Origin of the sequence: Nitrospira sp. CR1.1, assembly GCA_014055465.1 — a bacterium.
Classification (GTDB): Bacteria; Nitrospirota; Nitrospiria; order Nitrospirales; family Nitrospiraceae; genus Nitrospira_A.
Map to the genome: position 1 here is coordinate 251,504 of WIAF01000005.1, position 25,403 is coordinate 276,906.

Here is a 25,403-nt window from a genome sequence, read left to right on the forward strand (position 1 = left end):
ACGGAACCGAAATCATCAAACTGCGTTTCAACTGGCGTTCAGCAGGTGCCCCTGTATAATTCAGCAGAATGGCTGGTGTGACCTCTGCGAACGACACATTCCCGGCACCAGCCACTGGGCACTGGCGTCAGACTTGACGGCTCCCCCCTTACCGCCAGCCGCGGCCGCCAGCAGGATTCTGTCCGGATGAGGGCCAGTCCTGCGCATTGTTGGACAATTCTCAGCCTGACGCCGTGCGAAGCAGAGGAGTTGCAGCGGCACAAAAGATGCAAAATCTTGCGCTATCACCGCTTCAGACTTACTTACGAGAAACCGATACTGAATCTATTCCTGGTTCAGCCTCATCTTGAACTTAACCCGCGAGCGAGCCTTATGAGCATCCCGAGCATCAGTGAAGTGACCACGCAACAATCGATTCTCGAAAACCGCAAGATCCTGATTGTGGACGACGAAGAACCCATTCGCCGCCTATTGGGCTATTTGCTCGAGCCCCATGGCTACCAGGTCACCCTGGCCGGCGAGGCTCGCGAAGCCCGTCAGAGGATGGAGGACGGGTATTACGCCATGGTGTTGTGCGATGTGAACATGCCCGGCGAATCGGGCATGGATCTCGTTCGTCACATTTTGACTCAATATCCCAACACGGCCGTCATCATGATCACCGGACTCGACAGCCCCGTCCTGGCCAATGCGGCGCTGGATATGGGAGCCTTCGGGTACATCATTAAGCCTTTTGAAGCCAACGAAGTCCTGATCAACGTGGCGAACGCGTTGCGGCGGCGCAAGTTGGAAATCGAAAATGCCATGCATCGGGAGAATCTTGAAGAGGTCGTCAGGACCAGGACGATTGCCCTGCAACAGGCGCTGGAATGGCTGGAACGAAGCGAAAAAGAACTGCGTCTCTCCCGCGAGGAAACCATTCAACGGCTCGCAATCGCCGCTGAATATCGCGACAGCTCGACCGCGCAACATATTCAACGGATGAGCCACTACTGCGAACTGCTGGCGCGCCGGTACGGATTATCCCCGGATCGATGCGACCTGATTCGCACGGCCAGCCCCATGCACGATATCGGCAAGATCGGCACCCCGGATCATGTGTTGCTCAAGCCCGGCAAATTCACCCCTGAAGAGTTCAAAGTCATCACGCAACATACGGAAATCGGCTATCGAATTCTGGCCGGTTCCGACTCGGATCTCTTGAAGGTCGCCGCGCTCATCGCCTGGACCCATCATGAACGGTACGACGGCACGGGGTATCCGCGCGGGATCAAGGGCAATGAGATTCCACTGGAAGGCAGGATCACGGCGATCGCGGATAACTTCGATGCCCTGACGACGCAACGGGTGTACAAGCCGGCCTATGATTTCGACCATGCGAAGGAACTCATGCTGAAGGAACGCGGCAAACATTTCGATCCTGACCTGCTCGATATCTTCTTTGACTCCATGGCTGACATCAAACGCATCTTCGATCAATTTGCAGATCCGTCCTGGCTGTCCTCCTCCCGGCATCGTGCCATCACTCAGGACCAGGGAGAGGCCGTATGACCCGCACTTCACGAAACTGGATCGCCCACCTCTGTGAAAACCTGGCCTCGTCCGGCATGATGCCGACATGGGAAGCCGCCACGTACTTGACCGACAACCTGTTCGGAGACAAGCCCAACCCGAGGCTCCTGCGCACAACCTGCCCGTATGAAGACACGACGCACTTGCTCCACCGGCTGTATCAGCCGCTCGTCGCGGCGGCCACTCGCGATCTGCCGCTGCCGCCGGCAGCCATGATCCATGTGTTCACGGATATCAGTCTCACCGGGAAATCGGCTGTGCTGGTGGTCTATTTCCCCGGACACAATCAGACGCATCACCTGTTGCTGTTGGATGCCGCCAAAGCCTGGGACCTGGTGTTTGAAAATTCAGACGAGTTTAATGCGTGGGCAGAAGAACGCTACCATTGGATCAAAGCGGCGCTCGCCGGTGTCACAGCTAGCGCACCCGTCTCCCCGACCTTGCCTGCAGCCCTCGAAGCCGTCAAAAACTGATCGTTCCCCGTCGTTCGTGAAACGTCACCTGCAAGGTGGCCCACAAGCCCGCCCAGCGAGGCCGCATCAGGGCCCTGGGCGCGATACATAATGAGCGTTCGGTGAGTGGCCGCCGGCGAGTTGGTGAGCCGGTGGTGTCTTGAGGACACGCGTACGCGGGCTGCAGGTTGATCCCCCGCGCAACGCGAGCACGAAGCCGGCGGTTGTTTTCATTCTCCGGCTATGCGTCGTAGTTCAGATTCGGCGCCAACCACCTCTCCACCTCGCTCACGGAAAGCTTCTTCCGCGCCGCATAGTCTTCCACCTGATCGCGGTTGATTTTCCCCACCGCAAAATACTTCGCCGCCGGGTGCGCAAAATAGAGGCCGCTGACGGCTGCCGCCGGCAACATGGCATACGACTCGGTCAGCGTCACGCCCGCTTGCGATTCCGCCTGCAGCAGATCGAACAGGATTCGCTTCTCCGTGTGGTCGGGACAAGCGGGGTACCCAGGCGCGGGACGAATGCCGCGATACCGCTCGCGAATCATATCTTCATTCGTCAGCGCTTCCGTTTTCCCGTACCCCCATTCGAGGCGAACCTGCTTGTGCAGCCATTCGGCGAACGCTTCCGCCAGTCGATCCGCAAGGGCCTTGACCATGATGGAATTGTAATCGTCATGGTCCTTCTCATACTTCGCACAGAGCGCTTCCACGCCAATCCCTGCCGTGACCACAAAGGCCCCCACATAATCGCCGCGTCCGGATTCCTTCGGCGCGACATAGTCGGCCAGGGCCAGGTTGAATTGATCGACCGGTTTCTCCGCCTGTTGCCGGAGCGTGTGGAGTGTGGTCAGAACATCCCGACGATCACCAGTCCGATACAGCTCAATATCGTCACCAATGCTATTGGCCGGGAAAAATCCATAGACGCCGCGAGCCGTCAGTAACTCGCCCCGAATAATCTCCTCCAGCAACGTCTGGGCATCGGCCAGCAGTTCCTTCGCCTTCGAGCCGACTATCGCATCTTCCAAAATGCCGGGATACCTGCCGCGCAACTCCCACGTGTGAAAGAACGGCGTCCAGTCGATGAAGGGCAGCAGTTCACGTAACGGCATACGATCGATCTGACGCAGGCCGGTAAACGAGGGGATGGGAATATCGACTGAAGCCCAATCGGTTGGCATCCGATGTGTTCGCGCAGACTCCAGACTGCGGAGTGCTTTCGACCCACGCTCCTGATGCGCCTGCCGGATACGATCGTAGTCGGCGCGAATGGAGGCAGAAAATTCCTGCTCTTGTTGCTTGTTGATCAAGCTTCCCACCACCCCAACGGCACGCGACGCGTCAAGTACGTGCACCGTGGCATGGGGATACGATGGAGCGATCTTCACGGCCGTATGGGCCTTGCTGGTTGTCGCGCCGCCAATGAGTAACGGCACCGTGAACCCCTGCCGCGTCATTTCCTTGGCGACGTGCACCATTTCGTCTAATGAAGGCGTGATCAATCCGCTCAGGCCCACCATATCCACGTGGTGCTCACGGGCCGTCGCCAGGATTTTTTCGCAGGAGACCATCACCCCGAGATCGATCACCTCGTAGTTGTTGCAGCCCAGGACGACCCCGACGATGTTTTTGCCGATGTCATGCACATCGCCCTTCACGGTCGCGAGCAGCACCTTGCCGTTCGCGCGGGACGTGCCCAACCGTTGTTTTTCCGCCTCCATAAACGGCATGAGGTAGGCGACGGCCTTCTTCATCACCCGGGCGCTTTTCACCACCTGCGGCAGAAACATCTTGCCTGATCCGAACAGATCGCCGACGATGTTCATGCCGGCCATCAACGGGCCTTCAATGACATCGAGCGGACGGGCGGATTGTTGTCGGGCCTCTTCCACGTCCTGATCGATATAATCCGTGAGACCCTTGACTAGCGCATGGGCCAACCGGTCTGCGACCGGCTTTGCCCGCCACTCGTCGTCTTTCACCGCCGCTTTGCCCTTCTGCTTGACCGTTTCGGCAAACGTTACCAATCGTTCGGTCGCATCGGGGCGGCGATTCAGCAGCACGTCCTCCACCAGGGTGAGTAGATCCTTGGGAATCTCTTCATACACGGCCAACTGCCCGGCGTTGACGATGCCCATATCGAGGCCGGCCTGAATCGCATGGTAGAGAAACGCGGCGTGCATCGCCTCGCGTACCACATTGTTGCCGCGAAACGAAAACGAGATATTGCTAACGCCGCCGCTGACCTTGGCCAGCGGGAGATGCTGCTTGATCCAGCGCGTCGCTTCAATGAAGTCGACGGCATAATTGTTATGCTCTTCCAGTCCCGTCGCGACGGTGAGGATGTTTGGATCGAAAATGATATCCTGCGGCGGGACACCGACCTGTTCGGTCAGCAGACGGTAGGAACGCTCGCAGATCTCAATACGCCGCGCGACCGAGTCGGCTTGCCCACGCTCGTCAAATGCCATGACGACGACCGCCGCGCCGTACCGCCGGATGAGCCGCGCCTGCTCCAAAAATTTAGCCTCGCCTTCTTTCAAACTAATAGAATTGACGATGCCCTTCCCCTGCATGTTGCGGAGGCCTTCTTCGATGACCTCCCACTTGGAACTGTCGACCATGATCGGCACTCGCGCGATGTCCGACTCGGCCGCCAGGAGACGCAAGAACTTCTGCATCGCCGCCTTGGAATCCAGCAGCCCTTCATCCATATTGATATCAATGATCTGCGCCCCGCCTTCCACCTGCTGACGCGCCACCGTCAAGGCCTTGTCGTAATCGCCGGCCAGGATCAGTTTGGAAAAGGCCGGTGAGCCGGTAATGTTGGTGCGCTCACCGACGTTCACAAAGTTGGATTCCGGTCGCACGGTCAGCGCTTCGAGGCCGCTGAGGCGCAAAAACGGCTCGACCTTTCCAGGCCGACGGGGTGTCAGCCCGCGCACGGCTTCCGCAATGGTGTGAATATGGTCAGGCGTAGTTCCGCAACAGCCGCCCACAATGTTGAGCCACCCGTTTTTCGCCCACTCGCGCAGCTGAGGCGCGAGCGACTCCGGGGTTTCGGGAAAGCCGGTGGGCAGCAAGGGATTGGGCAACCCGGCATTCGGATGACTGCTGACGTAAATCGGCGCCAGCTGAGACAACTCTTCGATCAGGGGCCGCATTTCTTTTGGGCCCAGGGCGCAGTTCATGCCCACACTGAGCAACGGCACATGGGAAATGGAATTCCAGAAGCCCTCGACCGTCTGCCCCGAGAAACCGCGATTGCTCCCGGCTTGAATAAACGTGACCGACGCCATGATCGGCACCTGCCTGGCGCCTTCCGCGAGCAGTTGCTGAATCGCAAAAAACGCGGCCTTGGCGTTTAGCGTGTCGAAGATCGTTTCGACCAGCAGCAAGTCGACGCCGCCGTCTAACAGACCACGCACCTGCTCGCCATAGGCCTGCACTAATTCCGGATAGGTGGTGCCGCGGGCTGCCGCATCATTGGAGTCAGTCGAAACCGACGAGGTTTTGGTGGTCGGTCCGATCGCGCCCGCCACGAAACACCGTCGCGCGGGCTGTGCCGCCACAACCTGTTCCACCGCCCGCCTTGCGCACTCGGCGCCGGCTTTGGACAATTCATAGCCCAAATCATCCATGCCGTAGTCGGCCAGCGACACCGATTGGGAATTAAACGTGTTGGTTTCAACGATGTCCGCCCCGGCTTCGAGATACTGCCGGTGGATCGCCTCAATAACGTCCGGCTGCGTGACGTTGAGCAGGTCGTTGTGTCCTTTGAGGTCCTTCTTCCAATCCTTGAAACGCTCTCCGCGAAATGCGGCTTCGTCCAACTTATGCCGCTGGATCATGGTCCCCATGGCACCGTCCAGGATCAGGATACGCTCTCGCAGAAGGTCTCGGATGTCGTGTGCCGGCATGACTACCTATGTCTTTCTGTCACCGAACGCCAGGCGTGGGGCGACTGCGTCGATGACTCGCGATGGAACGGGCATCATATCGGGAACGGACTTTTTTCAGCAAGCTATGACCGACGCTCCGCCTTGACAATGACTACCCCGGCCGATACGATGCCGGAGAGTCTGGGTCGAGCCTGAGTCGATTGTATGGCGCATCAGACAGTCACCCGCCTTATTGTTTGTTGTCTCCTTTGCATCAGCTTCGTCGGACCGGAATGCCCTTCCCTTTGGGCCGGACCCTATTTCGACGATGGCTATCTCGGGCTGACTCAAACTGAACTGCACGACAAACTCGGCCTGCCCCAGGCCGTGCGAGACCGTAAATCCGCCTTGCGCGTCTTCACCTATTACCCCATTAACGACTGGGATCAATACTTCAAGAAGGTCGCGTCTCCTGAAAACGGAGAAGATGTCTACACCTTCAAGCGTGACGGCGTCGACATCCGGTATTCCTTCAGCTTTACCTTCGACCCCAACGATCACAACGAGCAGCGGCCGCTGTTCGTTCGCCTGGTCGATATCGAGTTCTCACCCCCGGTGGCCCTGAACCGGATTCCCCAACTCGTCCCGGAATTCAAACCGCCCGAGGACGCTGCTGCGCCGGTCTTCCGCTCGAACATCATGCTGTTGTTTTTTTCGGGGAACCCGTCGGCGGATGCGCGGTTCATTGTGCGGGAGAAGGGAAAGGATGCACTTGACTGGTCGCTCGCGTTCCAGATGTTTGCCCTGCAGGGTCTGCCTGATCCGCTGACGCCGAAAGCTCCGATCGACCGCCTGGAAATCGGCACCCAAAGTCTACCGCTGGTCAAACTGCGCCAGCGCATGACCCATGAACCGGTCCTCAATCCCTACTCCAAAGCCTTCACTCAGCAGCCACCGCCCGCGCCTGCCGTAAGAAAAATTCCAGTGCCGGCCTACGCCGACTAGGCACACTCAGGGAGCTGGTTGTTCGGCTGGCTCCAACTGGCGGGCCGTGCGTTCCTCTTGTGCGCGATAACCTTTCTCGGTCTGGCTCCGCATCCGCCCCACCATATTGTCCACCGGCTGGCTCGACCCCTGTTGCGAGGGTCCGGCAAGCGCCTCAAACGACGGGCGTTCGATCGCGATCACCTGGTAGGCGGCAGAGAAGGCCACCAGCACCAGCAGGAACTTGCAGAGAATCCGGATGGCGGGATTGCCGCTGAGAAACATCATGGTCAGTAGGACCAGGGAAGAAAACCCCGCCACGATCACGACAGCAGTCTGATAGGCCGTCAGCCCCTTGATCGTTCGCGAACCGACTCTCGCCGCCACGGCGCTCAGAATATCGCCGATCACCCCCGGAGAAGAAGACGGCTTCCTGTCGGCGACGGCCGGGGCAGGCACAGGCATGAAAGTGTCCGGGGAGTCCGTACCGGTCATGGTTCGCACCCGCCCCCGATAGGCGGCCGGGACCTGGTCGAGATTATCGGTCAGGACGGCTTGGCCCCGGGCATCCGTGTAGACATACAGAGACCCAGCCTCGGCCTCAATCCCGCCATAACCCACGAGACAGCACCCCATGACGGTCAACCAGACCAATCCCCGGTTATATCTCCAGCCCCTACGTCTCATCCTCAGCCCTCCCGCCGTACTCCAGTAAGCTTAGCAGGTCAAAACGCCTCCCTTGACGGACTGAAAACCTATTGTTTAGCATGCAGCAGGAACTCGCCACTCGCACGTTCGTTGATGGAAGGATATTTGTGACCGATCAGACGACTTCGGCAAGCCCCGCTTCCTCCCTGCCTCCGACGGCCGAGCCAACGCCTTTTATCCGCCAACGGCCGGTCAGGATCATTATCAACTCCTTCCTCGTCCTGTTCGTGGTCTCCCTGATCGCGTTCCGGTTCGTGCCAGGCTGGCTGGACCCGGATTTTTCCAAACATATCGAAAGCCACCGTGTGATGGTGGGGATGGATCGTAAGCAAGTCCTGGATTCCTGGGGCTCGCCGAATACGATGAACGTGACCCATACCAGTGACGGGCTACGGCGAGAAGAATGGATCTTTGAAGACTGGGAAAGCCCGGCGGTCGTCAAACACCGGTATCTCTACTTTGAAGAAGGCAAGTTGATCGGCGGTCATTTCTCAGGGTCCGACGTACGTCTGCCGCTGCCGACCGCCCCGGAACCGGTCAAACCGAAAGGCCACCCCTAGTCGGCGGATGCATGGGCGTCCGGCCTCACCACTCTCTTCTCCTCGACTCAATCAGCCTCGCCGGTTGCCTCCCGGACTTGCAGAGCCAGACGGCTCAGGAGAATTTTCGCCCTGGGCCTGTCACGTTCTTCAACCATGACTCGACTACCCAGGAGCGCCACTCCGGGATACAGCGCGCCGATATGTTCATGCTGGACGGCATAGGAGATGCCGTTGCCGTCGAGTAGGCTCCGGATCAGCGCCAGCTCGCCGACATCCGCCGGCTCGCACAGCGTGACCAGAGGCTGAACACGTTCAGGATGATGCGGTAACGCCACAATCCCCCCTTCCCGCCAGGCTGCTATGCGCAGTCACCAAACAGGGCCTGCCAGGAACCGGCATCCCGAAGCTGCAAACAGCGCGTGATTCGTTGCAATTCACTCGGATGGCCAATACACTCACGGAGGAGCACACACATGTCCCGGATACAGAAGGTAGCCTCGGACAAGGGGCACATGACTCTACGGGGGATCGGCGTTGGCGCCATTGCCATCGGAATACAACGGACAGCTTATGGGGTCTCGGTGATCTGTACGCGCCGGTCCTTCCCGGGCCCGCCGGACACAGTCAGAACGCGTTTCCATTCGCGAACTTGGTAGATGGCCCAGGCCTGCGGCTGATTCTTGTAAAACGCGTCCGGGTCTTCGCCGGACGCATTGAGGTAGATCGGCTCCGTAAACCCTTCTTCCAGCACATAGTCCAGCAAACAGTCGGTGGTAAACCCTTTCCCGTGCAGGGCCACCTCGGCAAGGAAGTTGAGAATCTCGTCGGAATCTTGAATGGTGATAGGCTTCATCTGACCAGTGGCTGATTGTAGCCAGTAGGAATGAAGGAAGGCAAGGCATGGCACAGAAGAGATTGACCCGTCTGCAATTTCTCGAGCGACTGTTATCCCTGATGGATCAGAAGCACCATTGGGCCTGGCCGATTATCATGGGACCGGGAATCACCAAGGCCCAGTTGAAGCTCCACTACCAACAGGAGTGCCTGGTCTACGTTCGGGATTTTCCCGTCCTGCTGGCCCGGGTGCACGGGCAAAACCCGCCTCCGGACGTGCGGCGCATGTTGGCCGAGAATATTTACGAGGAAGATACCGGCGGTCTCTCCTTCGGGCGGTCTCATCCAGAACTCTTTCATGAGATGATGCGGGGGTTGGGATTCGACAGCCGGGTGTTTCTCAGAGCCACGCTCCTCCCGGCCAGCGCCCGCTACCGACGATGGCTAGAAAAAGTTACGGCCAGCCGTGATTGGGTGGTTGGCGCGGCCGCCCTCGCGGTGTTTGTCGAGGGCAGCAGAAAAGACCGTCAGGAAATTCAGGAACCCTCCAAGCCAAAAACCGAGGCCGAAATCGAAGCCTATATCGACGCCCATCCTCTCATTCGTCATCACAAGATCGAGCGGCAGCATATGGATCTCATACGCGCGCACCAGAAGGTAGAGGCAGGACATAGACAGGACGCGTATACGATGGTCGTCACCTATGCGGACAGCAGAAACCGCCAAAATGCCGTGCTGGCCTGCGTGAAGCAAGGGCTGACGCTGTGGAAGGCCTACCGCGACGGCATCGCCAAAGCGTGTAAATTGACCAAGTCATGAGGATGCCAGACGTCTGCTGCCGGTTGCTGCCACTCTGCCTCGTCATCATCTTGGGTCTGCATGAGGCTGCTCGGGCATCTTTCTCACCCGACAACATGGTGCTGATTCCAGCCGGTGAATTCACCATGGGGGCCTCACCTGACAACGGCGGCCTTCCGGATGAACAACCGATACGCCTGGTCTACCTGGGGGCGTTCTGGATCGACCGGTACGAAGTCACCAATGCCGCCTATTTGCAATTCGTTCAAGCCACGAGCTATCAAGCCCCAGCGAATACGGCTGCGAACCTAACTTTATGGGAACACAACCGGCCACGTCCGGGTATCGAGCACCATCCGGTCGTGAATGTGAGCTGGCTTGATGCCGTCGCATTCTGTCACTGGGCGGACAAACGGCTGCCGACGGAAGCGGAATGGGAAAAGGCCGCGCGAGGAACCGACGGGCGGGTTTACCCCTGGGGCAATGCTTGGGACTTCGCCAACGGAAACAGCGCAAGCTACTGGGCCGGGAAAACCGTGCAGTTTGCGGACAGTACGGAATGGGACGCGTTCTGGATCAAAGGCCTCGGCGCGGAAATCTCCAAGGCGAAGGGGCTCAACGGTGAAATCCTCACGCTGCCTGTCGGCAGTTTTCCCGCCGGCGCCAGCCCCTATGGGGTTCTGGACATGGCAGGCAATGCCGCCGAATGGGTGCAAGACTGGTACAACCCCAACCACTACCGCTCAGCGCCGCTCACGAACCCTCAGGGCCCCGAGCGGGGCGCGATTAAGGCCATGCGCGGAGGATCCTGGCTCAAACCGGCGATCAGCTTACGCACCTCCGATCGTGATTGGGGCACAATGGATAGCCACCCTTCCGGGACCGGATTCCGTTGCGCCAGGGACAGCTACTAGCTCAAGCCATTCCACCATCTGCGCCGTCTCTGGGACCACAAGCCCTCCGCCCCTTCCCTTGCCGAATTTCAGGAGATTCTAGGTCGCCCGGCCTTCAACCGCTATACTGAGCTTACGAGCGGTATCTTCATACTGCGCAAACTTGATCGGTCAAACGCCGTTATGGCATCCCAGGTCTCTCACGCTGCTGACGCCCGCTTGGAACCGACTTTCCGGGTCCTGCTGGCCGACGATTCGCCTGAATCCCAAGCCTTGGTCCGATGCTATCTTCAAGCACCTCTTTATCACGTTGAGGTCGTCGGAAACGGAGAAGAAGCGGCCGCCCTGTTCCAGTCTAAGCCGTTTGACCTTGTCCTCATCGATCAACAGATGCCGGTCATGGACGGCTTCGCCGCGACACGCTTGATTCGCACCTGGGAATCTTCTCATCAGCATACTCCGGCGACTATTCTGGCCTTGACCGCGGATGCATCCCTTGAAGCGCAGGAACAGGGTCAGGCGGCAGGATGCACGGGGTTCTTAGCCAAGCCGATTTCCAAAGAACGGCTTTTCGATGCGTTGAGGACCCATTGCGCACCCTCCCCGAGAAGACGCATCACGGCTCAGGACAATCCTTCCGCCGGCATCGCGGCCCTCATCGACGAAGAAGTCGCGCGGCGCCGTCCCCTCTTTCTCGACAATCGCCGTCAAGACGTGGACCGGATGCAGGACGCCATCGAACGTGGAGACTACGAGACCATCCGGAGCATGGGACATCGCATCAAAGGCTTGGCCGGATCCTACGGATTTCCCGACATCGGTCAGGCAGGGGCACAGTTGGAGCAAGCAGGGAAAGACCACGACCGTGCCTTAATCCGCCGGACGATCGATCAGTTGGCCGCGATCCTTGCCCGGGCCAAGCAGGCCGTATGAACGGATTTCAAGAAAGACAGTAGAGGAAAACTTCGACCATGAGCATTCTCATCATCGACGACTTTCAGGAGGAACGGGACCTGCTCCACGCCATCCTTCACCGTGCAGGATTCGGCCCGCTCCTTCCGGTTGCCACCGCGCAGGAGGGACTGACCCTCCTCGGGATCGGCAAACGTGGAAAGCCCGGGAACGGCATCGATCTCGTGCTCATGGATCTCGAAATGCCCGGGATCGATGGACTAGACGCCTGCCAGAGAATCCGGATGGAGGAACAGCTCCAGGGCCTGCCCATCATCATCATTACGGCCCATACGTCAGAGCAAGATATTCAGGCGGCCTATACGGCCGGTGCCACGGACTATATTCGTAAACCCGTCATTCCAGTCGAACTGCTGGCGCGAGCCGCCACGGCACTGAGCCTGAAACAAGAAATCGACGCGCGAAAATTGCGGGAACAGGAACTGCTTGAACGGACCAAAGAACTCGACCATGCGTTCGAACACATCACCACACTCCATGGCACCGTGCAGATTTGCGCCAAGTGCAAACGTGTGAAGACTGATGGATCATATTGGCAGCGTATTGAAGACTACTTACGCCGGCTGGCTCGTTCGAAGGTGACGGAAGGGATCTGCGACTCCTGCATGCATCAAGCCTACCCCCATCTGAACCGGATGCCCTAGCAGGCTGTTGACAAAGGCCGCCTGCGGCGTTCTCGCGGCGCTCAGAGGCTCACCGTACGGCACGAGTACGATTCGCCTCTTCACTTGCTGCGGCCTTGCCGGACCGCCTTTCTCAACAGCCTGCGGCGCATTCTGCGAGCGTCTGTAGTTTGTCAACGCACTGCTACCCGCTCAGATCCAACCACTTTGTGAGGACTCGGCAGTCACTTCGCGCCGGCCGACAAGACAAACGCCACCGCCTCGATGCGCACGACCGGCATGATCAGGCCAAGCCCTTCGACGTCGTGGGAAAAATCGTAGACAAGGGATTCCTCCTGGATCAGCCTGCCGCACATGACCACATCAATCTCGATCCGATCCCCCCGTTGAAGCCTGGCCTTGAGATCGGCAGTCGCTTCACCTGCCGAAACGATCAGTGTCGCCGGCAGATCTTCATGTTTGAATCGCACCTCACCCCATGCCGTGCGGTGGAACTTCGGACCCAACGCGACACGAAATCCTCCTTCGTCTTCGTCAAACCGCGACAGTTCGCCAAGCCAGGCCACGGTCACCACCCATTGCAACGGTTCCTTTCCTTCGCGCCGGGCATCACGGTCACGGTTCAAGGCAAACAGTCGCTCGTCGAGGCCCGGATCATGATGCCCATGACCATGGATCTGAGCCCAGTCGGGAGGCGATCCATCCAGCGCTGCAAGAAACTGTTCGATGGGTTCACGATCGAGAAGGAGATGGCTGTCAGAAGGAAGGGTCGCCAGCGCTGCGGACAGGGTCGTATGTAACGGACGCAGCGGAGAGGGTATTTCGGCCGAAACGGTAGCTGGCATCAACCCGGCCAGCACCAGCAAGGCCATGGCAAGAGGCGTCCACACGTGGAAGCAACTCCTCGTCTCAGGCGGCGGTGAGCGGCAGGCTGCGAAATAACTCCCCGAGCTCGCGGGTCGCGGGTTGGTCCCAGGACAACACACCTGCCTCTACCAACACTTGCAGCCGGGGCGCAGGATCCAATCGAAGCAACAACTCGGCATTCAGAGACTGGGACTGTAACACCTGCGCGTACACCCCGATCCAGGACTCAACGACCGCCCGCAGTCCGGGATCAGTCGCTTTCATCCGGCCCAGCCGGACTTCCTGCAACAATTTGATCAACGGGTCTGATTGGAGAAGCGTGCCGATTGCACGACGCAGTTGCTCTTCGTGATCATCCATCATCAATGACTCGAATTCCCCGGTGTCGTGATTAATTCATGGAGCAGGCGCCCGGACCCCGCGGATCTCCACAGGAGCCGCATCCGCCGCCGGAATTCGAGACCACCGGCCATCCGCCGGTTGCCCCGACCCCGAATGCGGAAAACTGTTTATTCAACGTCGTCCCCTTGCACGAAGGACAAGCCGGCACAGTCTGTCCCTGCACGATGAGTTCGAAGCGGTGGTTGCATTCCTGGCAGACGTATTCGAAGATGGGCATGGGGCTGTACTCCTTAGAATTTGAAATATTATAAGTAAGGCCAATTCACTTTCGCAATCCTCAGCCGACAGGAGTCCACACATGTGGTCAGAAGATAAATCGTTCGTGTTTCGCATCAGTCTGGAAGCGCAATTCCCCGACGATTACGAGGGGCCCCACGATGAGCAGGCCTGGCTAAGGGAGTGGGAACTGCAAATCAAGCCGGTCCTTATCAAGAACCTGTTTGACACGTTGCGGGAATATCCCGCCTGGAAATCACACGTCAGGAACCGCGGCAAATCGCCGACTGAGGAAATTGAAGTCGCCATGGTCCGTGATTTTTCGCCAGCCCCGTAGGCGCGTTGAGTCAGGTATGCCACAGGCCACCCCTCAGGGTCTCTACATTCACATTCCCTTCTGTCATCAGCGCTGTCATTTTTGCGCCTTCTACCTGGAAATTCACCAGGCGCGCGCCGCGGAAGAGTTTGTGGCCTCGCTATTGACGGAACTGCGCTTGCATGGCGAACGCGGCCTATTGGGACCGGCCCCGCTGGATTCGATCTATTTCGGGGGCGGAACGCCGACCACACTTTCGTCCCGGCAACTCACGACGATCCTGGCAACAAGCGTGCAGGCCTTCGGCCTGGCGCCCGATGCCGAGGTCACCGTGGAAGCCCATCCGGGATCGGTCACGCGGGACAGCCTGGCGTATCTCAATGAAGCCGGATTCACCCGCGTCAGCTTCGGCGCCGAATCGATGGAGCAAACTGAATTGGATCGCATCGGACGCCCGGGGTCTCCCATCAACACGGTCCACATCATGGCTGTTGCGCGCGAAGCCGGCTTCACCAACATCAATCTCGATCTCATGTACGGGCTGCCGGGCCAGACGATGGAGAGTTGGGCCTCTTCGTTGCGGCGGATCATTGACCTGACTCCCGCTCACCTGTCTTGTTATGCCTTGACCATTGAGGAAGGCACTCACCTCCAGACCGCCATTCAACGCGGCCTCGTCCCCGCCCCTGATGAAGAACTGCAAAACCGGATGGAAGACCTGGCGGAAGAGATCCTCTGCCGGGCAGGCTACGACCGCTACGAAGTTTCAAACTATTGCCGACCCGGATTCGCCAGCCGGCATAACCGGCTCCACTGGACCGGCGGGAATTACCTTGGCGTCGGTCCCAGCGCGCAATCCTATATCCGAGGGCGGCGATTCGGAAATGTGAGCGATCTGGCAGCTTACAAGGCAGCGCTGAAGAATGGCCGACTCCCGCTTTCGGAATCCGAACACCTCACACCGGCGCATGATAGTTGTGAACAGCTGGTCTTTGGGCTACGCCTCATCAACGGCATTTCACTGAAGCAGACGGGAGCCCTGTCATTCCCTGAACTCCTGCAGGAAGTGGACACATTGCTGGCGGAGGACCTGCTCGTACGCACCGGCGATGTGGTTCGACTCACCACGAGAGGAAGGCGGTATGCCGATACGGTGGCAGTCGCCCTCTTGGCGAGCCTGAATGAATAGCTGCATATCCTTGTCCCATTGACTTCCATCCCCGGCAGAGGAGAGACTGAAGTGTTGAAAGGAGACTTCTTCCCATGCCCGTGAATATGGATCCCGGCAAACGTCGCCGTCGCCAACCGGTCGAGCCCGCCGCGCCCCCATCCGATCAAGAGACGGCTCACGTCAAGCGATTCGGAGAGGATACGGAAGCAGATCGTGAAAAGGCGATCGCGGAAGCCGAGTTAAAGAATTTGTGGGATGCGACTGAAGTCATCGACATGGATAGCTGGTAACCCCGTCCGGCACGTATACGCGGCGCCATCTCCGTTTCGCAGAATCCCTCTCCCGGCAGGTATTCCACTCACTGAACACGACGCAGCGATGACCTCCTTGCCCATTCGCAATGCCCTGTTCTACCCCTTTCATCTGTGCACCCCGGACACGTTGGACTATCTGCTCGCGCACTATGGATCAATTCATTTCCGTGACTACATGGCGCTTCGCCTCACGCCGTTTATGGGAACCACGGCCTACCAGGACCGCATGGGAGACGAGCACCCCGGCCTCGTCGTCAATGGCCGCATCGTGCAAGGACACGCGGTCAGCGGCCCGCTCGATGCCCCCGCTGCGGCCGAGATCGATCGTGATTGTGCCGATCCCCATTGGAGACAGCTGTTCCACGCCGGATTGCAGGAGGATCGACGGTTTCAGCGCGGTCTTTTTGATCTGACCCATGCCATGCGCATGGGATCGGCGCTCGTGCCGGGCCCGGCCGCCTTGCTTCGCCTTCTCGAACCCCAGCGCGCCATCGAAGCGTGTACCGTCGCGCTGGTGCAACAACTGGCCCGTTCGTCAGCGACGTTGGAGGAAGCTTACCGATTCGAATATAGCCTCGCCCTTTTGAAAACCGCCGCTGCCCAGGTCTATACCTTCCGCCTGGCGCGCGCGCACGAGTTGGTGCCTGTCACCGATTCCAGAACTCACCATGCATTGTTGAGCCGAACCATGGCGCGGGAAGGCGTCAACCTGGCCAATGATTATGTCGTCACATCACCAGGACGATTGTCCGGATGATTTCTTCACGCCGCCAGAGCGACATGCGGGTCACTCTCTTCAAAGCCGCGCTGCGGCATGTCACCGGAGAAGACGAGGGCCGGTTGCACTCAACCCCATGTCACCTGCTACACTCGGCGCCGAGCGAAACGACCGCATGAGTACCCTCACCCCTGTCATGACCCCAGACGCCCTCGATACCACCGATGTGGGAACCGGCGACGATCTGGAAGCCCGCGTGATCGTGTTTAATTGCGAATGCCACACCTATCAGCAGGTGATAGCACTCTTCTGTAAATGTATTCCGGGAATGAACTCATCCCGGGCCTTCGAGCTGGCCTGGCGCATCGACCATGAAGGCCAGGCGACAGTCTATTCGGGAGCGAGAAAGTTGGCTGAAGAAATCGGAAGCAAACTCGCGGCCGGGGGATTACGGGTGGGTGTTCAGTAACAAGAGGTGGAAGGAGAACCGGCGGTCTGCGCCGACCATCTCGACGCAGACCCGGGTTACTTGGCTCGTTTTTTCGGTGCAGCGGCCTTCGTGGATTTCGCTTTGGTTGCCGGAACAGCCAGCGCGGCAGGCTTCTTGGAACTCCCCTTCGCGCTGCCGTGGGTCGCTTGTGAACCTTTTGACGACTTGGCGGGAGTCTGTGCCGCCTTTTGCTCCTGCGCAGCCGCCGCCTTGTAGTAGGATTTGTTGAGCTTGCTCAACATGTCGCCGTTCAACACGCGCACTTGATACAATTCGAACAACTTGCTGATGGCTTTCGGATCGCCCTTGCGAGCCAGACCCAAAAGCCGCCGCCGCTGGTTCATTTCTTCTTCTTCAGTATGAGACGCCGCTCGCCGCTCCATAGCGCTCCTTTCAAGGCATGCCGACACGTATGCACACAGTCGTCAAATAATCGGATGAAATGCCCCGTAGTATAACAGATTCGGCCTAGCCAGTACTACACAAACCTTCGTCCCATGAGAGACATTGTACCCCGGGTGCCATGTCCAACTCGCCGGAGACTGAAATCCCCGGTTGTAGATGCACAAGCAAGGTCATTATAATTATCAGTTCCAAGCCACTACGAGACAAAGGAGTCCCCGATGGAACATGCCCCCGCTCCCGATACACAACCAACCGTCGCCGATAATCCCCAGGCACGTGCCCTTCTCCAACGAGCCTTTGAAAACACGGCCCGCTGGCAACCGGATTTCCGAGGTTTTTCAGCCGACCTGAGCGTCAACACCAATGGGCAGGTGGTGAGCGGAACCGTCGTGGTCAAGGGACCGCGGGAGGTGACCGTGCAACTGCCCGATGAGGCGATTCAAAAGTGGGCACAGGAGCAGATCGGCATGATCGCCGTGCACCGCGCCCCGCGCAAGTTCGAGGAATCAGACGGAAAACACCGTCTCACGATGGAAGCGGGCGATGACCATCCGCTGGGCCGCCGCCTCGACATCCATGGCGACGGCATGCAGTCCTTCTATCGCATCAAAGATAACCGCATCACCCAGATCAACCGGAAGATGCCGCATGTGGCATTCACGATCAACGTGGAAGAGAGCAGCACGACGCAGGATCAGAAACAGCTGACCACAAGATATACCGTCTATTATTTCTCGCCCAAGGACGGCGCACTTCGCAATGCCGAGAGCTTCACGGATATGCATGTGCGTGTCGGAGCCTCCGATCTTCCGGCGACACGGCGCATCATCTCCTTTGAAAACGGCGCGGTGCTCGTACGGACGCTCACCTTCACCAACCACAAACTATTGGCGTGATGGATCTACGCACGACGTTCCCGCGCAGCATGAAGACGAGGCTGGCTGGTTATGCCCATTTGGCACGGATGATCGATAAGTGCCGCGCGGTGCTGGCAGGGACCGAGGGTGAATATATCTATCCCTGCCCGATGGATGAACGACTGCTGGACTATGCCGGCATCACGGCAGACCAATTCACGGCAGCAGTGCAAGCCAATGTGACCGATGACGGAGTGGCGGAGTGGGTACGACGCACCGCCACACCTCATGACCAGGTGGAACTCGAAGCATGGAACAGCACGTTGCTTGAACGGGGCCCGAGTTCGCCGGAGAGTGCCGAAAAATTCAAGACGTATCGTGATGCGGTGGACCCCACCCGCACGGACATCACGGCCTGGTCGGATCTGCAAGATCTGGAAGAGGGCAGGTCGGTTCCGCGAAGAGGAGAGTATTGACGAGCCCCTTCCTAGATGCCGCCCTCATATCGCTCGTCTAACCGTATCCGAATAGATCCCAACCGTATCTCTCTCGATACACTCCTTATTTAGAGGCGACGCCTCATCATAGGAATTCACCCTTGGTGCATCATCTACGTGTTTACGCTCAATTCGTGCGAATGACCGTTCCAGCTGTTTCACTCATGTGCTGCCTCAGACAAATCCGGCTTGGCACGTGAACGGCATAAGCGTAAGATGCTCATCAATCGTACCGGACGTACCGTGGCAACCACTCATTACGCAAACGTCCCAGAAGGAGCGTGCATGGCACTCATTCAACAGGATCTGCTTCCTGGCACAGGCGACCACTTGATCACGTTTGACACGGAGACCAACCTCGAATGGTTGAGCCTCACGAGAACCCTGAATTTTTCCATTTCGGACGTGAAGAAAGGTGCAGGGAACTATATCCCCACACACAAGTTCCGTTACGCCACCACCAGCGAACTCGCTGTGTTGTGGAACCATGCCGGAATCACGAGTTTTGGCCCCGGGCAGTCTGTATCTGATTCGAAGAATTCCGAAGGAATCAAGACACTCATCGGCTTGATGGGCGGCGCAACCACATACCCTAATATGACCCAAACTCGTGGAATCGTTATGATTTCTGATCGACCAGGTTTCCCGGAGGAGGGACAACTCTGGTTCTTCACCAACAATCCTGGTGGTTCCTACGCAACCACGAATATATTCCCCAATACTGGAGGAGCACCGGCGGAAGACTACCGGAGTTCTGCGCTGGCATCGTATTTGGTACGCGGCCCCATGCCCCCTGGAGGAGACACCACGCCCCCTGCAACACCCAGCGGCCTTCGTGTGCTCCGAAAATAACGCGCACTCTAGGCGCCTTGCTCATCCGGCTCAAAGCCCGGAACGCAGAGAAGACCAACTCATCCACGGCACCCGTGCCAGCTCCATGAGGCCGAAGTGAATCGGCTTCATGGAGCGCCGGCATCCCGGCGGAACAATTCACCACAGCAGTGAAAAGAGCCGGCAGGGCACAGCCGTCGTTCGATAGGTTGCTCGAACAGCCATGCCCACAACTCACTGACACCGGTGCCGGAACGGAATCGTCTCCAAACAGATTCCCGCCGTATCTCTCTCGGCACGTGTCGTTCACGATTATCCCTACTCAAGTGAGAAAATGCTGGCATTGAGACGCACTGGCATATGTCTCGCATAGACCCTGACGATAGACCTCGCGCAATCGCCCACTCAACCACCACCGGCAGGAGGTACCGACATGGCTCTTGTTCAACAGAATCTTGTTCCCGGAACCGGCGACCACTTGGTGACCCTCGATACCGACACGAACCTCGAATGGCTCAGTCTGAACGCGACGGCCAATCTCTCCTATCTGGACGTCCTGGGCGGCGCCGGTGGGTACACCACCACCTACGGCTTTCGCTATGCCACCGGGCAGGAGATCGGCCTGCTGCACCAGCACGCGGGAATTACCAGGTATGGCCTGTCGCACGTCGTGCCCTTTCCCCAGAGCAATCATGTCGCGATGGAAACCCTCATCGAGTTGATGGGAGGCGCCGCACTGAATTCCTCGACCAGCAGCGGCTCAGTTCTGGTCCAGACACAAGGCATGATGAAGTTTCGAGGCACCGGAGTTCCCACGCCGGCCACGCCCATGAACGTCGTGCAACTCTGGCTGTTCAAAAACAATCCCGCCAGCTCCTATGCGGATAGCAATCCGGCGCGACAGGCCGGTACCCGGGTCCCTGAAATTGCATCCTATCTCGTGCGCAATCGAGTCCTGCCAGCCGACACCGTCACTCGCGGAAAGTCTGCCAAGGCCATGAAAGCCCGGAGCACGAAGAAACACGCCTGATCCATCCCAACCGTACCAGCTCCATGAAGCCGGATATCACCGGCTCCATGGAGCCCCCAGATCAGCCCTCTCCAACAGAGTCTGATCTGCGGCCCCCCCCACATTGATTTCTCCTCCGGAGAAGCATAGGCTAACTGCTGTTTCGTCGCGGCGGATCGTAGCCCATGATGGAACAGACTCGTTCCGCAACGCTCACGATCACCTGCACCACAACAAGAGGGGTCGTTATGCAAGACCTCACTCCACCGGATCACTGTCACACCAGAGTCATCTAACCTGAGCCTCTCGTAGACACCCTGAGGCAGCCCAATTTCGTTCGCGCATGGTGACACTATGACGACTAGCACGACAGGCGACCAACCCCTTTTCGCTCCGGAACAGACGTTCAGAAGCCGCGCCTCAGCTAAAAATATCCTCATCGCCGTCGATGACTCGGACGAGTCCACCAGAACCCTGCACTATGTCGGAGAGCTGCTCCGGGACATTCCTGAGGTGAAGGTGACCTTGTTTCATGTGCTGAACCCCATGCCCCGTGAACTGATGGAGCACGGGGGGTCGGAAAATCCTGAGACGGAAGACTATCTCGGCCAACAACTCCGCAAGGAACAGGAAGAATGGGTGCGCGCGGAAGGGGCCTTGGAATATCCAATCCTGATGAACGCGTTGGCGCAACTTGGGCAGACGGGATTTCCTCTCGATCATGTCACCCTCAAGTTGGGATATGAACGCGATATCGCCGACAGCATCATGGATGAAGCCAGGGCCGGAGGGTTCGGCACCGTCGTGGTGACCCGCTACGGGCCGACAGGAACGAAGCGACTCTTCAGCAACCGCATCACTGACCGCCTGGTGCGGGACCTGTCCGGAGTCGCGCTCTGGGTCCTGGGGTAACCTCGACGGCAGGCGCAACGCTCGTCCTGCAGAATGTGCGTGAGGCGCGCGTCGGAGGATATTATGAACTGCGCAACGTGTGACGCCCCACTCCCGTTACGGGCCCTCTTTTGCCCCTCCTGCGGTGTGCAACTGACATCGCCGGTGGACCCGGCATTCGATCAACCGGCCGGGCAGGGAGACGAGTGGAACCAACCCCTTGCCCCCGCACCCAGCGACCATGAAGCCTTGGAGGCACGGTTGATCGATGGTTATGTGACGTTTTCCATGTCCAGGGAACTATCCGGATGGCTGCAAGCGCTCGGGCTTCCAACAACCGGAACGATGCGGGAACAACTCACCCGCTTGCGGCAACAAGCGGATTCGCTGGTGCTGCCAGCCGAAAGCCTTCCTCGCCAGACCATCTGGTACCTGAACGGGTATGACGAGAAGATCCTCACGGAGATTTGCGAAGCGCTTGGTATCGACAACACGGGACCAACGGAGCGGCAGATCAGCAGGATCTATCATGCCGTGGGCCTGCGTGAGGGCTGGCTCCAACCGCTGTCGGAAGAGGCGCGAACCATCATCACCGGGACATTCCTGCCCATCCTGAGGGCGGTCGATCACAGGAATTATGCCGATCTCGATCAGTGGGGTGAGCTCGGCGACCTGTTCGGCGGCGAACGCAGGAATCGGCTCGAGCCTCAAGGGCATGGGAGCGCCTTCATGGCTGTCCTGATTCCCAGCTTACTTCAAGAGGCGCATCGGGATCTGCTTCAACATGAACTCGATGAAAGAGCCGGACAATCATTCTGACAGCACACAGGCTCCCGGGTCTCTGACAGCGGAGGCCCGGAAGCCGTTCTTTTGTGGAACCGACCGCCCAGGCGTTCATGAACTGATGTATTGGTGAAGATAGGCGATCAGCGCCTCCTTTTCCTCCATCAACAGGGTAACCATATCCCGCAGTGAGACGATTCCGATAAATTCCTCGCCGTCGAAGACCAATAAATGGCGACAGCGATGCTCCTTCATCAGATTCAAGCAATAACTCGCCGTATCCTTCGGACTCACCGTGATCATGTTTTTCGTCATCACATCCTTGATCTGCACCGACTCAGGATCCCGCTTCTTCCCGACCACGCGCATCATCAAATCCCGCTCCGTGAACACGCCGGTGATTTTGGAGGAACTGGTAATGAGCACCGATCCGACGAACTCTTCGGCCATCAGGGTCGCGGCATCAATCACCGGGTGATTCTCGTCGATCGTCACCACCCTGCGAACAATTTTCGAGGCAATATTCCACGCCATCGCCGCCTCCTTTCTGCTGGATACCGGTGGACGATACCTGCCCTATCTCCCCGCACGGGGACCAGGGGACAACCGACGCCCCTCAGACGGCCGAGGTTGCCTCGATCGAGGCAGCCGGCAGAGCCTCCTTTCATCGAACGACCAGAACGGGACAGGTCACCTTGTGCAAGACCGCATGTGACACGCTGCCGAGCAGGAAGTGCTCGAGGCCTCTCCACCCATGCGATCCTACAATCACAAGGTCAGCATGACCTGCCGCCTTGGCAATGCAATGAGCCGGATCACCATGCTCGACGTGCACGCTCACAGAAAGATAGATGGTCCGCAAGGTCGTAGCCGTTTCGTCCACAAGCTGCCAGGCATACTGATCCATTTCATTCGTCCATTTGTCATACTGGCCTTCCATCGTCGAATCGCCGAAAGGAATAGTCGGTACGACGGTCAAGAGGGATAGCTCTACCGGCTGACTGAACCGATGGGCCCTCAGCCACGCGCACAGCCTAACCGAATCCTCATGTCCTTCCACGGTCAGCAATACCCGTTGAACGCGTCCCGGATCATCTCTGACCAGCAGAGCCGCGCAGGGGGCATGCAGCACCACTCGATGCGAGACGCTGCCCAGGACCAACTCCGCGAACCGTCCACGCCCCTGTGATCCGACCGCGACCAACTCAGCACGAGCGGAATGAATCGCCTCCAGCACCACCGGCGCCGGGTTCCCGATTGCATAGATCCGTTGGATGGAAGGAATCGTGACAGGCGCCAATGCGCCGGTTTGATCAAGCAGGCGCTCTCCTGCGGCAACCATCCCCTCGCGCAATGCTCCGGCACTTTTGCGTCCGAGCGGTTGCGCAAAAAGCGGGTTTTCGAACGGCCGAAGATCCACCGCGTGGATGAGAGTCAATGATTCGTGAGTGAAGAGACGGCAGGCGACCGTGACGGCATTGAAAGACGGCTCGGACCAGTCGACGGCAACGACCGTGCGCATCGCAGCCTCCCTGGGAGGAGACGACATGCTGGAAATCGCGCCATCAGGAGGGAGAGCCTCTTTGCCCGGTCGCGCGACTTCCGCAGACCGCAGGATCAGTCATCATACTCCCGATGGGACAATCTGGGTCAAGTCCGGAGAATATATTGGGCTGGTCGGGCTCGGGGCGGAGCTCGCCCCTGGCTCGTACTTATTTATTCTGTTGGCGACAGCCCGCTAGCTTGCGTAACGCACATCGCGGACATCGGCGAGTGACAGATACGCTTCTCCCCATTGATGTGCACTCTGGAGACTCCAAGGCTCATCGACTTGGATTGGTCTGAACCGAAGACCATAGAGCCCTCCATACACGAGGTACGCCAAACCCGACCCCGAGTCTTCAATCAACCGAGCATAGGCCGGACAGGCTGGCGACTGTTCATTTTCGCTCCAGCCCGTCACCCAGCACCACTCACCGGCAGGGTTTCGGTCATACAGCCGGACTTGAACCACCGGTCTGGCCGGGCCGACCTCCTTGAATCGCGCAAACAAGCTGGTTTCGCAATTGTCGTTCGATTCAACTTCCACGATCATGGGGCCTCTCCCAATGGCCGCCACCGAGGGGGCGCATGAGCAATTCAATCATAGGTTGATCTGTTGCCACCAGCATGGTCATTATCTTACAGACCACAGTTGAGGAGACTCCTCACGCTAGGTCATGGTTGTATCCGCGAGAAACTTTCCCGAGACGAGCAATCCAAATGCGGCCGCGTCTCCGTAATTCATTTGAAGGCCAGGGGTTTCGACAAGCTTCTTCACACCACGTTCCATTCGATACAAAGGAGCACTACGCATGACCTCCGAGAATGTTCCGGCAGTGGTGGCCCGGTATTTTACCGCAATCGGCGAGATGGACCCGGACGCATGGGTCGCCTGCTTCGCGGAACGGGGAACCAGTTACGAACCGGGGGCCCCCTCACCGCTACAGGGCCATGAGGCATTGCGCCAATTTCTAGTGCCGGTCCTAGGGGCCTTTGAAACCATCTCCATGACCGCAGACCACGTCTTCCAGTCCGGGAACCGCATCGCCGTTAAATTCACGGGGCGGGGTACAGGCAAGAATGGCAGACAGGTGATTTTCGAAGGCATCGACGTGTTCGAGATCAATCAGGCAGGAACAATCCAAACGATGTGGGGCTACTGGAATCCAGCCGCCATGATGGCGCAACTGCAGGGGTGAACGTCCCGCGCATGAGCTGCCTCTGTCAAAGCTGACTTCCTCTACGGCACAACTCAAATGGCCGCAACATCTTCAGTACTTGCGCCAATTGGGACTGCTGCGCACAATGCTTTTTTACATAGAAATAGCTCTAGGAGCTCACGATGCAGAACGTGCTCAAGCAAAAAGTAACGATACAACCCGGCGGCATCGTGCACTGTGAATCGTTGGAATTGATTCCGGGATGCATCGCGGACGTCATCATCATTCCCGAAACTCCCGCCGAGCCTACAGCGGCACTCACCAGCCACATTGGTGCGGCAGCAGGGGGATTCACCACGCCGCAGGAGGCCGATGCGTTCATTCGTGAAGAACGAAACACATGGCACGCGTAATAACACTCAGCGGGCTGACTCTACTTCGATACCAATATCTTTATTTACACATCGGAAGGATGAGGTCGCGCGGCCCTTCCCTGCGCGCATGGGACGAGCACTTTCCTTCAATGCTCCTTCAAAACTTGTTTGGTTCCTCTCCCCAGGAGGCGCCGTCGGGGTGGTTCCAATTGCGCACGTCCAACGAGGGCCTTCCGAGGCCGCGCGTTGCGCGAGCAAGGAACCACCCCGACGGACCCTCCCTCTCACTTCCACCC

Annotated in this window: 32 protein-coding genes; 21 read left to right on the plus strand and 11 right to left on the minus strand. The window is 58.5% G+C overall.

The window, feature by feature from the left end; genetic code table 11:
* The first annotated feature begins 186 nt into the window (after positions 1-186).
* Positions 187-1,551: a response regulator gene (locus GDA65_11575; protein ID MBA5863333.1), complete on the plus strand. Its 1,365-nt coding sequence runs from the start codon at positions 187-189 to the stop codon at positions 1,549-1,551.
* Positions 1,548-2,045 (plus strand): hypothetical protein, encoded by a 498-nt coding sequence (locus GDA65_11580; GenBank protein MBA5863334.1) that lies wholly within the window; start codon positions 1,548-1,550, stop codon positions 2,043-2,045. The genes GDA65_11575 and GDA65_11580 overlap by 4 nt, the downstream gene beginning before the upstream one ends.
* A gap of 220 nt (positions 2,046-2,265) precedes the next feature.
* Here GDA65_11580 and metH read toward each other — a convergent pair whose 3' ends face one another.
* Positions 2,266-5,949, minus strand: coding sequence for a methionine synthase (metH, locus tag GDA65_11585; protein MBA5863335.1), 3,684 nt, complete (start codon positions 5,947-5,949; stop codon positions 2,266-2,268).
* Positions 5,950-6,135: 186 nt separating this feature from the next.
* On the opposite strand from metH, the gene GDA65_11590 reads away from it, so the two are divergent.
* The gene (locus GDA65_11590; GenBank protein ID MBA5863336.1) at positions 6,136-6,915 is read left to right on the plus strand and encodes a hypothetical protein; all 780 of its coding nucleotides are present in this window, start codon (positions 6,136-6,138) and stop codon (positions 6,913-6,915) included.
* Between the two features lie 6 nt (positions 6,916-6,921).
* Here GDA65_11590 and GDA65_11595 read toward each other — a convergent pair whose 3' ends face one another.
* Positions 6,922-7,581 (minus strand): hypothetical protein, encoded by a 660-nt coding sequence (locus GDA65_11595; protein MBA5863337.1) that lies wholly within the window; start codon positions 7,579-7,581, stop codon positions 6,922-6,924.
* Positions 7,582-7,709: 128 nt separating this feature from the next.
* On the opposite strand from GDA65_11595, the gene GDA65_11600 reads away from it, so the two are divergent.
* Positions 7,710-8,162 (plus strand): hypothetical protein, encoded by a 453-nt coding sequence (locus GDA65_11600; GenBank protein ID MBA5863338.1) that lies wholly within the window; start codon positions 7,710-7,712, stop codon positions 8,160-8,162.
* Between the two features lie 47 nt (positions 8,163-8,209).
* On the opposite strand, the gene GDA65_11605 is transcribed toward GDA65_11600, so the two are convergent.
* Together GDA65_11605 and GDA65_11610 are read right to left on the minus strand one after the other, a co-directional pair.
* Entirely contained in the window at positions 8,210-8,512 is a 303-nt protein-coding gene (locus GDA65_11605; protein MBA5863339.1) for a hypothetical protein, read from the minus strand.
* A gap of 200 nt (positions 8,513-8,712) precedes the next feature.
* Entirely contained in the window at positions 8,713-8,997 is a 285-nt protein-coding gene (locus GDA65_11610) for a hypothetical protein (protein ID MBA5863340.1), read from the minus strand.
* A gap of 47 nt (positions 8,998-9,044) precedes the next feature.
* Here GDA65_11610 and GDA65_11615 point away from each other — a divergent pair, with 47 nt between their 5' ends.
* The 4 genes from GDA65_11615 to GDA65_11630 all read left to right on the plus strand — a co-directional run bounded on the left by GDA65_11615 (position 9,045) and on the right by GDA65_11630 (position 12,285).
* A complete protein-coding gene (locus GDA65_11615; protein ID MBA5863341.1) occupies positions 9,045-9,797 on the plus strand; it encodes a hypothetical protein in 753 nt (250 codons plus the stop codon).
* A complete protein-coding gene (locus GDA65_11620; GenBank protein MBA5863342.1) occupies positions 9,794-10,690 on the plus strand; it encodes an SUMF1/EgtB/PvdO family nonheme iron enzyme in 897 nt (298 codons plus the stop codon). Before GDA65_11615 ends, GDA65_11620 begins: the two co-directional genes overlap by 4 nt.
* A 162-nt stretch (positions 10,691-10,852) precedes the next feature.
* The gene (locus GDA65_11625; protein ID MBA5863343.1) at positions 10,853-11,602 is read left to right on the plus strand and encodes a response regulator; all 750 of its coding nucleotides are present in this window, start codon (positions 10,853-10,855) and stop codon (positions 11,600-11,602) included.
* Between the two features lie 38 nt (positions 11,603-11,640).
* Entirely contained in the window at positions 11,641-12,285 is a 645-nt protein-coding gene (locus GDA65_11630; GenBank protein ID MBA5863344.1) for a response regulator, read from the plus strand.
* 203 nt (positions 12,286-12,488) lie between these two features.
* Here the strand turns inward: GDA65_11630 and GDA65_11635 are convergent, their stop codons facing one another.
* Genes GDA65_11635 through GDA65_11645 form a run of 3 tightly spaced genes read right to left on the minus strand, consistent with a single transcriptional unit; the run spans position 12,489 to position 13,750 of the window.
* Positions 12,489-13,154 carry a hypothetical protein gene (locus tag GDA65_11635; GenBank protein ID MBA5863345.1) on the minus strand — a complete coding sequence of 222 codons (666 nt, stop codon included), beginning with the start codon at positions 13,152-13,154 and terminating at the stop codon, positions 12,489-12,491.
* 19 nt (positions 13,155-13,173) lie between these two features.
* Positions 13,174-13,494, minus strand: a complete 321-nt coding sequence (locus GDA65_11640) for a hypothetical protein (GenBank protein MBA5863346.1) — start codon at positions 13,492-13,494, stop codon at positions 13,174-13,176.
* 28 nt (positions 13,495-13,522) lie between these two features.
* Positions 13,523-13,750, minus strand: a complete 228-nt coding sequence (locus GDA65_11645; protein MBA5863347.1) for a zinc ribbon domain-containing protein — start codon at positions 13,748-13,750, stop codon at positions 13,523-13,525.
* An 81-nt stretch (positions 13,751-13,831) separates the two neighbouring features.
* On the opposite strand from GDA65_11645, the gene GDA65_11650 reads away from it, so the two are divergent.
* The 5 genes from GDA65_11650 to GDA65_11670 all read left to right on the plus strand — a co-directional run bounded on the left by GDA65_11650 (position 13,832) and on the right by GDA65_11670 (position 16,737).
* Complete coding sequence (locus GDA65_11650) at positions 13,832-14,086, plus strand: hypothetical protein (GenBank protein MBA5863348.1); 255 nt, start codon at positions 13,832-13,834, stop codon at positions 14,084-14,086.
* A 16-nt stretch (positions 14,087-14,102) separates the two neighbouring features.
* The gene (hemW, locus tag GDA65_11655; GenBank protein MBA5863349.1) at positions 14,103-15,254 is read left to right on the plus strand and encodes a radical SAM family heme chaperone HemW; all 1,152 of its coding nucleotides are present in this window, start codon (positions 14,103-14,105) and stop codon (positions 15,252-15,254) included.
* Between the two features lie 74 nt (positions 15,255-15,328).
* Entirely contained in the window at positions 15,329-15,526 is a 198-nt protein-coding gene (locus GDA65_11660; protein ID MBA5863350.1) for a hypothetical protein, read from the plus strand.
* A gap of 88 nt (positions 15,527-15,614) precedes the next feature.
* Entirely contained in the window at positions 15,615-16,307 is a 693-nt protein-coding gene (locus GDA65_11665) for a hypothetical protein (protein ID MBA5863351.1), read from the plus strand.
* 136 nt (positions 16,308-16,443) lie between these two features.
* On the plus strand, positions 16,444-16,737 hold the full coding sequence (locus GDA65_11670) for an adaptor protein (GenBank protein MBA5863352.1): 294 nt from the start codon (positions 16,444-16,446) through the stop codon (positions 16,735-16,737).
* 56 nt (positions 16,738-16,793) lie between these two features.
* Here GDA65_11670 and GDA65_11675 read toward each other — a convergent pair whose 3' ends face one another.
* Positions 16,794-17,141, minus strand: coding sequence for a hypothetical protein (locus GDA65_11675; GenBank protein ID MBA5863353.1), 348 nt, complete (start codon positions 17,139-17,141; stop codon positions 16,794-16,796).
* Positions 17,142-17,381: 240 nt separating this feature from the next.
* On the opposite strand from GDA65_11675, the gene GDA65_11680 reads away from it, so the two are divergent.
* From GDA65_11680 to GDA65_11705, 6 genes are all read left to right on the plus strand, one after another.
* Positions 17,382-18,059, plus strand: a complete 678-nt coding sequence (locus GDA65_11680; GenBank protein ID MBA5863354.1) for a DUF3386 family protein — start codon at positions 17,382-17,384, stop codon at positions 18,057-18,059.
* Complete coding sequence (locus GDA65_11685) at positions 18,059-18,496, plus strand: DUF5069 domain-containing protein (GenBank protein MBA5863355.1); 438 nt, start codon at positions 18,059-18,061, stop codon at positions 18,494-18,496. The genes GDA65_11680 and GDA65_11685 overlap by 1 nt, the downstream gene beginning before the upstream one ends.
* 306 nt (positions 18,497-18,802) lie before the next feature.
* The gene (locus GDA65_11690; GenBank protein MBA5863356.1) at positions 18,803-19,369 is read left to right on the plus strand and encodes a hypothetical protein; all 567 of its coding nucleotides are present in this window, start codon (positions 18,803-18,805) and stop codon (positions 19,367-19,369) included.
* Between the two features lie 412 nt (positions 19,370-19,781).
* Positions 19,782-20,378 (plus strand): hypothetical protein, encoded by a 597-nt coding sequence (locus tag GDA65_11695; GenBank protein ID MBA5863357.1) that lies wholly within the window; start codon positions 19,782-19,784, stop codon positions 20,376-20,378.
* A gap of 333 nt (positions 20,379-20,711) precedes the next feature.
* Positions 20,712-21,269: a hypothetical protein gene (locus tag GDA65_11700; GenBank protein MBA5863358.1), complete on the plus strand. Its 558-nt coding sequence runs from the start codon at positions 20,712-20,714 to the stop codon at positions 21,267-21,269.
* 63 nt (positions 21,270-21,332) lie between these two features.
* Entirely contained in the window at positions 21,333-22,067 is a 735-nt protein-coding gene (locus tag GDA65_11705) for a hypothetical protein (GenBank protein MBA5863359.1), read from the plus strand.
* Between the two features lie 75 nt (positions 22,068-22,142).
* On the opposite strand, the gene GDA65_11710 is transcribed toward GDA65_11705, so the two are convergent.
* From GDA65_11710 to GDA65_11720, 3 genes are all read right to left on the minus strand, one after another.
* Positions 22,143-22,565 carry a CBS domain-containing protein gene (locus GDA65_11710; protein ID MBA5863360.1) on the minus strand — a complete coding sequence of 141 codons (423 nt, stop codon included), beginning with the start codon at positions 22,563-22,565 and terminating at the stop codon, positions 22,143-22,145.
* 130 nt (positions 22,566-22,695) lie between these two features.
* On the minus strand, positions 22,696-23,580 hold the full coding sequence (locus GDA65_11715) for a hypothetical protein (GenBank protein ID MBA5863361.1): 885 nt from the start codon (positions 23,578-23,580) through the stop codon (positions 22,696-22,698).
* 189 nt (positions 23,581-23,769) lie between these two features.
* Positions 23,770-24,126 carry a hypothetical protein gene (locus tag GDA65_11720; GenBank protein MBA5863362.1) on the minus strand — a complete coding sequence of 119 codons (357 nt, stop codon included), beginning with the start codon at positions 24,124-24,126 and terminating at the stop codon, positions 23,770-23,772.
* 259 nt (positions 24,127-24,385) lie between these two features.
* On the opposite strand from GDA65_11720, the gene GDA65_11725 reads away from it, so the two are divergent.
* Positions 24,386-24,772 (plus strand): ketosteroid isomerase, encoded by a 387-nt coding sequence (locus tag GDA65_11725; protein ID MBA5863363.1) that lies wholly within the window; start codon positions 24,386-24,388, stop codon positions 24,770-24,772.
* Positions 24,773-24,915: 143 nt separating this feature from the next.
* Positions 24,916-25,146, plus strand: coding sequence for a hypothetical protein (locus GDA65_11730; GenBank protein MBA5863364.1), 231 nt, complete (start codon positions 24,916-24,918; stop codon positions 25,144-25,146).
* The last annotated feature ends 257 nt before the right edge of the window (positions 25,147-25,403 follow it).